Genomic DNA, 13,434 nt, shown 5'->3' on the forward strand with positions numbered 1-13,434 from the left:
CTTGGGCTAATCTTATGGCGTGAGGCCCGAAGGTCCCCCACTTTGGTCCGTAGACATCATGCGGTATTAGCAGTCGTTTCCAACTGTTGTCCCCCACCATAAGGCATATTCCCAAGCATTACTCACCCGTCCGCCGCTCGTCAGCAGAGTAGCAAGCTACTCTCTGTTACCGCTCGACTTGCATGTGTTAGGCCTGCCGCCAGCGTTCAATCTGAGCCATGATCAAACTCTTCAATTAAAAGTTTTTTGTTTGAAGTAAACTTCAAACCATGCTCAATGAATTCTGAATTTTGATATCTTTCGATATCGAATTGACTGTGCTGAAACAAGTAAACTTGTTTCCGTTGGTCACTCAGTTCAATTGAGACTCTAAATTTGTTTGCTCCACTTAGTAAACTAAGCTTCGCTGTTAGAACTCAATCTGTACGAGTGCCCACACAGATGATTGCTTTATATTGTTAAAGAACGTTTGAGATACTTTTGCGCCTCAAGGGCTGTGCATTCTACGCAAGCCGTTATTTTTGTCAACACTTAATTTTGATAAAAGTTTATTTTTTCAAAACTCAGTTTTACTTGACACCCTGAGTTGCTCTTGCCTCGCTAAGCGTTGCTGTCTGCCGTCTCAGTGGGGTCGCATTATAGGGATGCAGCGAATTAACGCAAGTACTTTTTTGAGAAAACTTTAAAAAAACTGCCTTTTGTATCCTTTTTAGTCTAAACACCACAAAAGAGAAACTTTATTAACACTTCAGTAACTTTTTAACCGTATTTAAGGCCATAAAAGTACAATACTCTAAAAACAAAAAAGCCCAGCAATATAGCTGAGCCTTTAAATAGTTCGCGTTTTTAGGTGTTAAGCAATGCCGTATTGATCACGGTATGCTTTTACTGCAGCTAAATGCTCATCCATTGTGCCTTTAGCTTCTAAGTAACTAATTAAGTCAGCTAGTTTTACAATAGAGATAACTTTAGTGCCAAAGTCACGCTCGACTTCTTGAATAGCAGATAACTCAGCTTTACCTTTCTCTTGGCGGTCAAGTGCAATTAAAACACCACTTAAGTCTGCACCATTATCTGCAATGATTTCCATAGACTCACGAATAGCTGTGCCTGCAGTGATCACGTCATCAACTAACATGATCTTACCTTTAAGTTCAGAGCCTACTAATGTGCCACCTTCACCGTGTGCTTTTTTCTCTTTACGGTTAAAACAATAAGGTACATCTTTGTCGTGATGATCAGCTAAAGCAACCGCTGTAGTCGTTGCGATTGGAATACCTTTATAAGCAGGGCCGAATAATACATCGTAATCAATGCCCGCATCTTCAAGTGCTGCAGCGTAAAAGCGACCCAAGCGTGCAAGGTCACGACCGGTATTGAATAAACCAGCGTTGAAGAAATAAGGGCTAGTGCGGCCAGACTTTAAAGTAAACTCACCAAATTTAAGCACCTGCTTTTCAAGTGCGAATTCAATAAACTCTTTTTGATAATCTTTCATAACTAATAAACCTACTTCTTTATTAAGCTAATGCTTGCTTTTGAACGTCGATAATTTCACGAATTGAGTGCTTAGCTAATGTAAGTAGCTCATCAAGTTCGTCGAATGAGAAAGGTTCGCCTTCAGCTGTACCTTGAATTTCGATGATTTTGCCGGTTTCGGTCAAGATCACGTTCATATCTGTTTCGGCTTCAGAATCTTCTAGGTACTCAAGGTCACTAATTGGTTGACCTTTATATACACCAACTGAAATTGCCGCAATCATATGCTTAAGTGGGTTTGAATTAATCATACCTTTACTACGCATGTAAGTAAGCGCATCAACTAATGCAACGCACGCGCCACTGATTGATGCTGTACGTGTACCGCCATCAGCTTGAATAACATCACAATCGATAGTAATGGTGTTTTCACCTAACGCCTTTAAATCAACCGCAGCACGAAGTGCACGTGCGATTAAGCGTTGAATTTCCATAGTACGACCGCCCTGCTTACCGCGCGATGCTTCACGGCCATTACGAGTATGTGTTGAACGAGGTAACATACCGTATTCAGCCGTAACCCAACCTTTACCTTGGCCTTTCATAAAGCGTGGTACACCAGCTTCAACAGTTGCTGTACACAAAACTTTAGTATTTCCAAACTCTACTAATACTGAACCTTCAGCATGCATAGTGTAATTACGTGTGAATGTAACCGGTCTAATTTGGTTAGGTGTTCTTTCGCTTGGACGCATTAACGATCCCCTTAATTCTGAATTTGCCACATTATAAGTCGATGTGGTGCCAGATGCCATGTTCATTTACATAATTAACTGCATCAGAAAAGCACATTTCAGAAAATTTACGCTAGAGGTTAAAAGCTGATTCGGTATAATCAGTCAACTTTGTAAATTTAATAACACTAGGAAATCATCCATGATCCACAGCATGACAGCTTATGCGCGCCGCGAAATTAAAGGCGAATGGGGCACTGGCACTTGGGAAATTCGTTCAGTAAACCAACGTTACCTTGAAACTTTTATCCGCGCACCTGAGCAATTTCGTGGCATGGAACCAGTTATTCGTGAGCGTTTACGTAAACATTTACAACGCGGTAAGGTTGAAGTTTTCTTAAAGTTTGCTGCAAATCCAGCGCATGTTGGTGAGTTAACGATTAATGAATCACTCGCTGAGCAATTAATTAAAAGCGCACAATGGGTGCAAAACCAAAGCAATGGTGACATCAACCCTGTTGATATTTTACGTTGGCCTGGCGTTATGGAAGCCGAAGAGCTCGATATGGATAGTGTAAACACTGCGCTAATTGCAGGGTTTGACCAAGTAATTGAAGATTTTAAACAAGCTCGCGGCGATGAAGGCGCAAACTTACAAGAAATGATTGCAACTCGCCTTGATGCTATTTTAGAACAAGTAACCATTGTTGAAGGCCACTTGCCAGAAATTGCTAAATGGCAGCGCGAAAAACTAAACCAAAAGCTAGAAGAACTAAAAACAGACATCGATGAGTCTCGCCTTGAGCAAGAACTTATTTATCTTGCGCAAAAACAAGATGTTGCTGAAGAACTTGACCGCTTAAAGTCGCATGTTAAAGAAACCAAAAAAATCTTAACTAAAGGCGGCGCATGTGGCCGACGCCTAGACTTTATGATGCAAGAGTTTAACCGTGAAGCAAACACGTTAGCGTCAAAGTCTATCAACAGTGATATCACAAACGCTGCTGTAGAACTAAAAGTGTTAATCGAGCAAATGCGCGAACAAATTCAAAACATCGAGTAAACGAGATTTATAGCATTTTTATAAGACCCAGCACCTGCTGGGTCTTTTGTTTTAAAAAGTCTAAAAGCAGGCAAACTTGAGCACTTTTAGCGAAATAAAGTACAATAGTTCAATTAAAGGCTTGGATTAGCGATAGTCCGAGCCTGTTTATTTTTTATTAGAGACAGATCATGGCGCAAACTCGCGGAAATTTATTTATCTTGTCAGCTCCATCAGGGGCTGGTAAATCAAGCTTAATTGGTGCTTTACTAAAGAAACACAGCGATATGAAAGTATCAGTTTCGCACACCACTCGCTCACCTCGCCCGGGTGAAGAAAACGGTGTGCACTATCACTTTGTTTCTGTTGATGAGTTCAAAGCGCTAATTGAGAAAAATGACTTTTTTGAATGGGCGCAAGTGTTCGATAACTACTATGGTACGTCTAAGCAAGCAATCGAAAGCCAACTTGCAGCAGGTATTGACGTATTTTTAGATATCGATTGGCAAGGTGCTCAGCAAATCCGCAAATTAGTTGATGATGTTGAGACTATCTTTATTCTTCCCCCATCAAAAGAAGAACTTGAATCACGCTTAAATAACCGTGGTCAAGACTCTGCTGAGGTAATCGCAGGAAGAATGGCAAAAGCACAATCAGAAACATCACACTATAATGAGTATGATTATGTTGTTGTTAACGATGACTTTGATACTGCACTTACAGAAATCGAAACTATCGTTATGGCTAAACGTTTATCGTTAAAAAGCCAAACTGTGCGCCATCAGGCGTTATTAGAGAACTTACTTAAGTAATACTTTTTTAAGAATAAGATAAAAATTAACCACAAGCTATTGGCGAATTTAACTTGGTACAGTAAACTACGCCTTTGCTTAAGAATTTATTTGGAGTGCTAAGATGGCTCGCGTAACTGTTGAAGATGCAGTAGATGCAATTGGTAATCGTTTTGACTTAATTTTAGTTGCGGCTCGTCGTGCCCGCCAAATCGCGGTTGGTGGTAAAGATCCACTCGTTGATGCTGAAAATGACAAACCAACGGTTATTGCTTTACGTGAAATTGAGAAAGGGTTAGTAGATAGCTCTTCTATGGACTTAATTGATCGTGAAGAACAACAACATCAAGAAGCAGCAGAAATGGCTGCTGTGGCTGCTATCGTAGGTGGCAACCAGTAATCAAGCTCCCCGCTTTGATTTAGCTATGCGGCTAGTATTTCTACACTAGCCGTTGGCAAGCCCTTCTTTTCATCGTATATTCTATTCATACCGTTACCGATTTACTTCATTTGCGCATTGGAGTGTGACTTTGTATCTATTCGAAGGCCTCAAAAAGAAAATATCCGAATACTTACCACCTGCTGATATTGAGCTGGTACAAAAAGCATACGTGGTCGCTCGCGAAGCCCACGAAGGCCAAACACGCTCAAGTGGCGAGCCTTATATCACCCACCCTGTCGAAGTGACACAAATACTTGCCGGCATGCACTTAGACCACGAAACGCTGATGGCTGCCCTGATGCATGACGTGATTGAAGACACTGACTTTAGCCAACAAGACTTAGCTGAAATTTTTGGCGACACCGTTGCCGAGCTTGTTGAAGGGGTGAGTAAGCTAGATAAGCTCAGCTTTAAAGATAAAAAAGAATTCCAAGCCGAAAACTACCGCAAAATGATCATGGCGATGACTCAAGATATTCGCGTGATCTTAATTAAACTGGCTGACCGCACTCATAACATGCGTACTTTAGGCGCACTGCGCCCTGACAAACGCCGTCGTATTGCTCGTGAAACATTAGAGATTTATGCGCCAATTGCGAACCGCCTTGGTATTCATGATATTAAAAATGAATTAGAAGATTTAGGCTTTCAAGCGTTATACCCGATGCGCCATCGCGCATTAAGATCAGAAGTGGTCAAAGCACGTGGTAATCGTAAAGAAGTTATCAGCAATATTAAGACTGAAATTGAAGCGCGTTTAGAAGAGTCTGGCATCGAAGCAACTATATCTGGCCGCGAAAAACACCTTTATAGCATTTACAAAAAAATGCTTAATAAAGAGCTGTCGTTTAACGAAGTGATGGATATCTACGCATTCCGTATCAATGTTGATAATATGGATACCTGTTATCGTGTATTAGGTGTTGCTCATAACCTTTACAAACCAATCGAAACACGTTTTAAAGATTATATTGCTGTACCAAAAACCAATGGTTATCAATCACTCCATACCTCATTAGTTGGCCCTCATGGTATTCCTGTTGAGATTCAAATTCGTACCCACGACATGGATCATATGGCAGATAAAGGGGTGGCTGCTCACTGGATGTATAAAAAAGCTGGTGATAGCGCAGGCCACACAGCACAGCAGCGTGCTCGCCAATGGATGCAAAGCTTACTGGAGCTTCAGCAAAGTGCGGGCTCATCATTTGAGTTTGTTGAAAACGTTAAAACAGAGCTATTCCCTGAAGAGATCTATGTTTTCACGCCAGATGGTCGTATCGTTGAACTACCTATGGGTGCAACAGCAGTCGACTTTGCTTATGCAGTTCACACTGATGTAGGTAATACCTGTGTAGGTGCACGCGTTAATCGTAAACCTCACCCACTAAGCAAGGCACTTGATACAGGGCAAACAGTCGAAGTCATTACTAGCTCAGGGGCGCACCCTAATGCAACTTGGTTAAACTTTGTTGTAACAGGTAAAGCACGTTTAGGTATTCGCAATTACCTGAAGAGCCAACAGCATGAAGAAGCTATGCTGCTCGGTAGACGTTTACTAGACTCAGCACTTGGTGAAACCAAACTGGATGATATTCCAGATGAAAACATTCGCCGTGTACTTCAAGAGCATGAACTTAATACCGTACTTGAGCTATTAGTTGAAATAGGCTCAGGCAATCTAATGAGTGTGCTTATTGCAAAACGCTTGATGCAAGTTGATGCAGACGACCTAGACGACCTAGCACAAAAAGCAAAAGCGACCATCATCGGTACTGAAGGCATGTTAGTTAATTACTCTAAATGCTGCCGACCAGTCCCTGGCGATGCTATTACTGCTTATATTAGCCAAGGTAAAGGCCTTACTGTTCACCGCCAAGAATGTAAAAACATTCGAGGTTGGGAAAAAGAGCGCTCAAAATACTTAGTTGTAAAATGGGACGATAACCCAGAGAAAGAATATATTGCAGCCCTTCGTATTGAGATTATCAATCACCAAGGTGCACTGGCTAAATTAACCAATGTTGTTGCCTCAACCCAAGCCAACATTGTTGAAATAGCGACTGACGAAAAAGAAAGTAATTTATACATGATAGATTTAGGCATCACGGTTAAAAACCGCGTTCATGTTGCTAACATTATGCGCCGCATTCGCGTTATGCCTGATGTGCAAAGAGTCTATCGTAAAAAGTAACAAGGATAATCATGAACAAATCTTTTATTTCTACTGATAATGCGCCTGCAGCAATCGGTACTTACAGCCAAGCAGTTAAAGTAGGCACGGCTGTTTATTTATCAGGTCAAATCCCACTTGTACCAGAGACGATGGAAGTGATCTCTGAAGACTTTACTGAGCAAACTCACCAAGTATTCAAAAACCTAACAGCTGTTTGCCAAGCTGCGGGTGGTCAAATTCAAGACATGGTAAAAGTGAATATCTTTTTAACTGACCTATCTAACTTTGCGATTGTTAACGAAGTGATGAGCCAGTACTTTAAGCAACCATACCCTGCACGTGCCGCAATTGGCGTACGTGCGCTACCAAAAGGCGTGCAAGTTGAAATTGACGGTATCATGGAGCTACCTTCAACAAACTAATCAGCCCTGCCAGCAACGCAAAGTTGCTGGCACTTTTTTAGAAAAAGTTCTTACTTCCCTCACCCGAAATTCTTGACTCATTAGCAAATCTCTAGCACTCTGTTGTTATAACAAGTAAAACCTTTAGCTAATGTAGTAAAAAAGGATCTCCAGGTGTTTAAGCTCGCTCACAACGGCAACGTTTTATTAGATGTTCATGAAAACTCACCTCCTAGTGCTGCGTTTATTATCGAAGCATTAGAAAAGTCACCATTTTGCGAATGCAGAGTGGATCATGAAGCTATTAATAATTTCTTTAAAAGCGATTCAAATGAGCGCATGCTTGTTGTTGCCTCTAAACATGATGCGAGCCTAGTTGTTACCCTGAGTGATGACAAAATGCTGGCTACAGGCGAGCTGACTTTAGCTGAAGGCGGCAAAGTCATGACGCTTGACGATGCTAAAAAAGAGCTTATCAAAGCAGGTGTTGCCCGCGGTTATAAGCAAGCTTTCTTAGAAAAGTTATTACAACAACAGTTTGAGCTACCTGCAGGTGAAGTTGCTAAAGGAGTGCTCGCAAAAGGCCGTTTACCGATTGATGGCCAACCATCTAAGTTCGTCCCACAGGTTGAGACCTTAAAAGACCGCTTAAAAACACCTAAGCTACGTGAAGACGGCACAGCCGATATGCGTGACTTTGGCAAGCTCGCCAGTGTCGAACCTGGTGTATTACTTATAAAACAAATTCCTGCTACTCCTGGCAAAGAAGGATTTACTGTTACTGGTGATGTACTTCCTGCAAAACCGGGGGAAAACACCAAGCTAGTCGCAGGTGAAGGCACCGAAATATCAAAAAACAACCCGCTTGAGCTAATTTCTGTGATCGCTGGTGTACCCGTTGATATCGCCAACGGTATGCGTGTCGATGATATTTTTACTATTGCCGATGTAAACGTAAAAAGTGGTCACGTAGATTTTGAAGGTAGCGTTATTGTGACTCATAACGTTGAACCAGGCATGCGTATTAATGCCAAAGGCGATATCACAGTGATGGGTACTGTGGAATCAGGCCATTTATCAGCGGCTGGCGATATCACTATAAAACAAGGTGTAATTGGTCACCAGCTCGAAGATAAAAAGCTGTCTTGTAATATTATCAGCCAAGGTGACATTCACTTATCACATGGTCAATACTGCTACCTTGAAGCCAATAATATTCTTATTGAACGTCAAGCCAGCCATTGTACGATGAAAGCCACTAAGCTATTGCAAATAGGCCAAGAAGATAACCCGCAAGGCAAGCTATTCGGCGGAGAGATCTTAGACGCACAAATGTTAATTGCCGGCGAAATTGGCAATGAATCAGGCGCTAAAATGGTTATTCACTTAGCTGCTTCGGGTGCTGATGTCACCGCGCAAACAGATCAGTGTTTAAAAGATTTAGCACAAACAGATGCGCAACTTGATACATTACAATCAGCTATCGAAAAAGCAGATCAAGTAAAAGACGCCGAAAAGAAAAAACAATTACTCGCAAAGATTGGTGCCACACAAATGCACTATTGTGAACAAGCTGAAATACTAGAGAAAAAGCTATCAAGCTTAGAGCATCACCTTCATGATTTGCTGGAAGATGCGCAATTGGTCGTTAATAAAAAACTGCATTCAGGGGTCGAAATTCACATTTTCGAAAAAGTTCTACTCACTAACCGCCAATACCCACCGTGTAAGGTAAAGCTTGAAGAAAACAAGGTTGAGGTAGAGTTTAAAACCAGTTAATAAAAAAAGAGGCTTAAAGCCTCTTTTTACCAGGGTCATTACTCTTTAAAGAATTCCTTCCACTTGCTGTTTTAGCTGTTCAGGCCAAACACCAACTTGTACTTGCCCGATATGCTGTTTTTGTAACAGCAACATAGCGAGTCGTGATTGACCAATTCCGCCACCTATTGTTTGCGGAAACTTTTTCGCGAGTAGCTGTTTATGCCAATCAAACTCTAAACGAGCTTGGTCGCCTGTAATCGCTAATTGCGTAGCTAATGCATCAGGGCTTACACGAATGCCCATTGAAGAGATTTCAAATGCATCTTCAAGCACAGGGTTCCAAACTAAAATATCACCGTTTAAGCCTGCAAATTTACTACAGGTTTGTGTTGACCAATCGTCATAATCTGGCGCTCGTACGTCATGAATTTTACCATCGGCAAGTGTGCCGCCTATACCAATTAAAAATACCGCACCGTATTCTTGTGCTACCGCTTTTTCACGCTGTTTCGCTGTAAAGTCAGGATACATCTGACGTAGCTGTTCACTGTGTACAAAAGTGATTTGCTCGGGCAAAAACGGCGTTAAATCAAACTCGCTTGCGACAAAGCGTTCGGTTGCTTTAATCGCCTGATAAAGTGATGTCACGGTTTCTTTTAGCTTGTCTAAGGTACGTTCAGTGCTCTCGCAAATCACTTTTTCCCAGTCCCATTGGTCAACATACACCGAGTGAATTGGGCTTAAAGATTCTTCATCAGGACGAAGCGCCTTCATGTGCGTATAGAGCCCTTCACCTACCGAAAAATCGTAATCAGCCAAGGTTTTGCGTTTCCACTTAGCTAATGAGTGGACTACTTCAAATTGGCTACCCGGAATTGTTTTCACTGCTACCGATACAGCATTTTCAGTACCGCTTAAGTTATCTTGAATACCATCGCCTACTTTAGCCAAGATCGGCGCTTGTACTTCAACTAACCCTAATTGTTGTTCTAATTGGCTTGAAAAAAACTGTTTTACTTTACTAATTTGCTGCTGTTGCTGCAGGTAGTGTGAACTCATAATAATTGGCCTCATTCCCAGTTATTGTTACTTGCTTAATTAGAGAAACCCGCTGCTTGGCTCCTCCTGTTAAAACAATCCTCAACTAAACAAAGGTAATTTTCAATAACCCGCAATAAAAAGAACTTAACATTGAAATTTTCATAAAAATAATGCTATAAAATTTATTGATTCAATAATTAACACTAATAAATACCATGGAAAATTATCAAATCGATAATCTCGATAAAAACATCCTTAATGCTTTAATGGAAAATGCTCGAACAGCGTATGCAGAACTAGCTAAACGCTTTGCAGTAAGTGCCGGGACTATTCATGTACGGGTCGAAAAGATGAAACAAGCGGGAATTATTACAGGCACCCAAGTCAGTATTGATGCCAAACAGCTTGGTTACGATGTTTGCTGTTTTATTGGTATTAACCTCAACAATGCCCGTGATTACCCACAAACTTTACTGCATTTAAAAGAGCTAGAAGAAGTCGTAGAAGCCTATTACACCACAGGTAATTACAGTATATTTATCAAAGTAATGGCACGCTCAATTGATCATCTACAAGATGTGTTAATTAACAAAATACAAGCCATCGAAGCTATTCAATCAACAGAAACGCTGATCTCATTACAAAACCCTATTAGCCGTGCTGTTGTTCCCTAGGGTATAATCAGCGCCAATTAGAATCCGTCAACGAGCACACAACTATGGATACAACTCGCTTTGAGCGTGTTAAGCGCGTGTTAGACCGCCGCCAAACGGACCTAACGGTTTGTTTAGAAGAAGTACATAAGCATCATAATTTATCAGCCATTGCCCGCACAGCTGACGCGACAGGCTGCCATCATGTTCATGCTGTATGGCCAGAGAATCAAAAATGGTTAACTAACAATACCTCAGGTGGTAGTAAAAACTGGCTAGAAACTCACTTGCATCGCAATATCGATGAAGCCGTTGCTATGATGCGTGCACAAAATCCGGAAGTACAAATTTTAGCAACTCACCTCAGCGACGATGCAGTCGACTTTCGTGAAATAGATTACACCAAACCGACGGCTGTTATTGTTGGCCAAGAACGTGATGGTATTTCACCACGCGCCCTCGCTCATGCTGATAAAAATATCATTATCCCAATGCAAGGAATGGTGCAATCTCTTAATGTATCTGTTGCTGCGGCACTTATTCTATTTGAAGCTCAGCGCCAACGTGAAGAAGCCGGACTTTACAACCGCGATATGCTTGATGCGAAAGTTAAACACCGCATCTTGTTTGAGGGCTGCCACCCTATCATTGCCGAACAATGCCGCGAAAAAGAGCTACCGTACCCTGAGCTTGATGAAAATGGTGAAATTGTTGCTGATGAAACGTTCTGGAACATTTTAAAACACACGCAACCGCTTGAAGCCACTAACGAGTGCAAGTAAACTGAAAAACAGTCTACTAATTAATAATTTGAGTCACCTTTGAGTCATCCTAGCTTAGCGTTATACCCAATTACTGAATTAAAAGGCGTCGGCCCGAAAATGGCCGAGCGCCTTGCTAAGCTAAATATTCATACGGTGCAAGACATGCTGTTTCATTTGCCTCACCGCTATGAAGACCGTACCCGCATTCACCCAATCTGTGAACTCCAACCGCATAGCCATGTTAGTGTTGAAGCCACCATTGAAACCAGCCAAATTACCTTTGGAAAAAGACGCATGCTGGTTTGCCAAGTAAATGATGGAACGGGCCGATTGACGCTGAGGTTTTTTAACTTTAGCGCGGCTCAAAAAAATGCCTTAAGTACAGGTAAAATCATTCGTTGCTTTGGTGAGATCCGCCGTGGCAGAGTTGGCTTTGAAATGACACATCCGGAATACAGCTTATCGGATACCCCTTCTGAGCAACCAACTAATACCACGCTTACGCCGGTTTATCCTGTTACCGAAGGGCTAAAACAGTTATCTATTCGTGCACTAAGCGATCAAGCACTTGCACTACTAACTAAATACCCTGTCGAAGAGTTACTGCCAGAACAGTTTCAGCCAACCGGAATGCGTTTAGCCGATGCACTTATGACCTTACATCGCCCACAAAACGATGTTGATTTAACTGCCCTTGAACAAGGTATGCACCCTGCCCAGCAACGGCTAGTTTTTGAAGAGTTGCTTGCGCAAAACTTAAGCCTTTTAAAGCTGCGCCAAAAAGGGCAAACGGTAAAAGCGGTTGCTTTAAAGCCTCATAACCAACTTGAGCAACAGTTTTTAGCTAATTTAGCCTTTAGCCCAACTAACGCGCAAAGTCGTGTGGTGGCAGAAATCAAAGGTGACTTACAACACCCGTTTCCGATGATGCGCCTAGTACAAGGCGATGTTGGCTCAGGTAAAACACTCGTCGCAGCACTCAGTGCGCTCACCGCTATCAGCGAAGGCTACCAAGTCGCTTTAATGGCACCAACAGAGATTTTATCAGAGCAACATGGCATCAACTTTAGCCAATGGTTTAATCAACTCGGTGTTGAAGTCGCTTGGTTAGGTGGCAAAAGTAAAGGTAAAGAGCGCACAGCAACTTTGGAAAAAATCGCCTCTGGGGAAGCGCAAATGATTGTTGGCACCCATGCGTTATTTCAAGAACAGGTTGAGTTTAACAATCTCGTTTTAATTATTATTGATGAGCAACACCGCTTTGGTGTTCATCAGCGCTTATCACTGCGTGAAAAAGGCCGCTTTGGTGACTGTTACCCGCATCAATTAGTGATGACAGCAACACCTATCCCGCGAACGCTAGCAATGACAGCCTACGCCGACTTAGAAACCTCAGTGATTGATGAGTTACCACCCGGTAGAACGCCTATCACAACGGTGGCGATTCCTGATGCACGCCGAGACGAAATTATTCAACGTGTGAGGACAGCGTGTACAGAGCAAAGTCGTCAAGTGTATTGGGTTTGCACTCTGATTGATGAATCTGAAGTACTGCAATGCCAAGCCGCGGAAGATAGCGCAGAGCAATTAAAAGCGGCATTGCCAGAGCTAAACGTTGGCTTAGTGCATGGCCGGATGAAAGCCGCCGAAAAACAAGCTATTATGAGTGAGTTTAAAGCAGGTAATATTCATGTACTCGTTGCCACAACGGTGATTGAAGTAGGTGTTGATGTGCCTAATGCCAGCCTTATCATTATTGAAAACCCTGAGCGGTTAGGGCTTGCACAACTCCACCAGCTGCGCGGCCGTGTTGGTCGTGGGGCTACGGCATCACACTGTGTTTTACTCTATCACGCGCCATTATCAGCTACAGCGCAAAAACGCTTAGGTGTGCTGCGTGAAAGTAATGATGGCTTTGTTATTGCTGAGCGAGATCTCGAAATCCGTGGCCCTGGTGAAGTACTTGGTACCAAACAAACAGGCCTAGCCGAATTTAAAATCGCCGACTTAAACCGCGATAAACAAACACTCGACCATGTAAGACCCATTGCCTACAAAATTTTGAACGACTATCCAGAGCTTACCGATAAATTGATTCAACGTTGGCTTGCTGGCAAATCAAACTACGCACAAGCTTAATCGCAAGTCTA

Annotated in this window: 12 protein-coding genes and 1 rRNA gene; 9 read left to right on the forward strand and 4 right to left on the reverse strand. The window is 42.2% G+C overall.

Features of this window, described 5'->3' with window-relative positions; translation table 11 throughout:
* The 3 genes from L1D51_RS07795 to rph form a co-directional block, all read right to left on the reverse strand.
* Positions 1–238, reverse strand: a 16S ribosomal RNA gene (locus tag L1D51_RS07795); the annotation flags it as partial.
* 615 nt (positions 239–853) lie between these two features.
* On the reverse strand, positions 854–1,498 hold the full coding sequence (gene pyrE, locus L1D51_RS07800; protein WP_054554229.1) for an orotate phosphoribosyltransferase: 645 nt from the start codon (positions 1,496–1,498) through the stop codon (positions 854–856).
* 22 nt (positions 1,499–1,520) lie between these two features.
* The gene (rph, locus tag L1D51_RS07805; RefSeq protein ID WP_054554228.1) at positions 1,521–2,234 is read right to left on the reverse strand and encodes a ribonuclease PH; all 714 of its coding nucleotides are present in this window, start codon (positions 2,232–2,234) and stop codon (positions 1,521–1,523) included.
* 181 nt (positions 2,235–2,415) lie between these two features.
* Between rph and L1D51_RS07810 the strand changes: the two genes are divergently transcribed.
* The 6 genes from L1D51_RS07810 to L1D51_RS07835 all read left to right on the forward strand — a co-directional run bounded on the left by L1D51_RS07810 (position 2,416) and on the right by L1D51_RS07835 (position 8,844).
* The gene (locus L1D51_RS07810) at positions 2,416–3,276 is read left to right on the forward strand and encodes a YicC/YloC family endoribonuclease (RefSeq protein WP_054563424.1); all 861 of its coding nucleotides are present in this window, start codon (positions 2,416–2,418) and stop codon (positions 3,274–3,276) included.
* 170 nt (positions 3,277–3,446) lie between these two features.
* Positions 3,447–4,067, forward strand: coding sequence for a guanylate kinase (gene gmk, locus L1D51_RS07815; RefSeq protein ID WP_054563423.1), 621 nt, complete (start codon positions 3,447–3,449; stop codon positions 4,065–4,067).
* Between the two features lie 103 nt (positions 4,068–4,170).
* On the forward strand, positions 4,171–4,446 hold the full coding sequence (gene rpoZ / locus L1D51_RS07820) for a DNA-directed RNA polymerase subunit omega (RefSeq protein WP_054554225.1): 276 nt from the start codon (positions 4,171–4,173) through the stop codon (positions 4,444–4,446).
* Positions 4,447–4,576: 130 nt separating this feature from the next.
* Positions 4,577–6,682: a bifunctional GTP diphosphokinase/guanosine-3',5'-bis pyrophosphate 3'-pyrophosphohydrolase gene (gene spoT, locus L1D51_RS07825; protein ID WP_054563422.1), complete on the forward strand. Its 2,106-nt coding sequence runs from the start codon at positions 4,577–4,579 to the stop codon at positions 6,680–6,682.
* Between the two features lie 11 nt (positions 6,683–6,693).
* On the forward strand, positions 6,694–7,086 hold the full coding sequence (locus tag L1D51_RS07830; RefSeq protein ID WP_054554223.1) for a RidA family protein: 393 nt from the start codon (positions 6,694–6,696) through the stop codon (positions 7,084–7,086).
* Between the two features lie 153 nt (positions 7,087–7,239).
* On the forward strand, positions 7,240–8,844 hold the full coding sequence (locus tag L1D51_RS07835; RefSeq protein ID WP_054563420.1) for a flagellar assembly protein A: 1,605 nt from the start codon (positions 7,240–7,242) through the stop codon (positions 8,842–8,844).
* A gap of 45 nt (positions 8,845–8,889) precedes the next feature.
* On the opposite strand, the gene asnA is transcribed toward L1D51_RS07835, so the two are convergent.
* The gene (asnA, locus tag L1D51_RS07840; RefSeq protein WP_054563419.1) at positions 8,890–9,885 is read right to left on the reverse strand and encodes an aspartate--ammonia ligase; all 996 of its coding nucleotides are present in this window, start codon (positions 9,883–9,885) and stop codon (positions 8,890–8,892) included.
* Between the two features lie 197 nt (positions 9,886–10,082).
* Here asnA and asnC point away from each other — a divergent pair, with 197 nt between their 5' ends.
* Genes asnC through recG form a run of 3 tightly spaced genes read left to right on the forward strand, consistent with a single transcriptional unit; the run spans position 10,083 to position 13,423 of the window.
* Positions 10,083–10,541, forward strand: coding sequence for a transcriptional regulator AsnC (asnC, locus tag L1D51_RS07845; RefSeq protein WP_054554220.1), 459 nt, complete (start codon positions 10,083–10,085; stop codon positions 10,539–10,541).
* 44 nt (positions 10,542–10,585) lie between these two features.
* The gene (gene trmH / locus L1D51_RS07850) at positions 10,586–11,302 is read left to right on the forward strand and encodes a tRNA (guanosine(18)-2'-O)-methyltransferase TrmH (protein ID WP_054563418.1); all 717 of its coding nucleotides are present in this window, start codon (positions 10,586–10,588) and stop codon (positions 11,300–11,302) included.
* 39 nt (positions 11,303–11,341) lie between these two features.
* Positions 11,342–13,423 (forward strand): ATP-dependent DNA helicase RecG, encoded by a 2,082-nt coding sequence (gene recG / locus L1D51_RS07855; protein ID WP_239963370.1) that lies wholly within the window; start codon positions 11,342–11,344, stop codon positions 13,421–13,423.
* Positions 13,424–13,434: the final 11 nt, after the last annotated feature.

This window comes from Pseudoalteromonas shioyasakiensis (assembly GCF_022398475.1).
Lineage (GTDB): Bacteria > Pseudomonadota > Gammaproteobacteria > Enterobacterales > Alteromonadaceae > Pseudoalteromonas.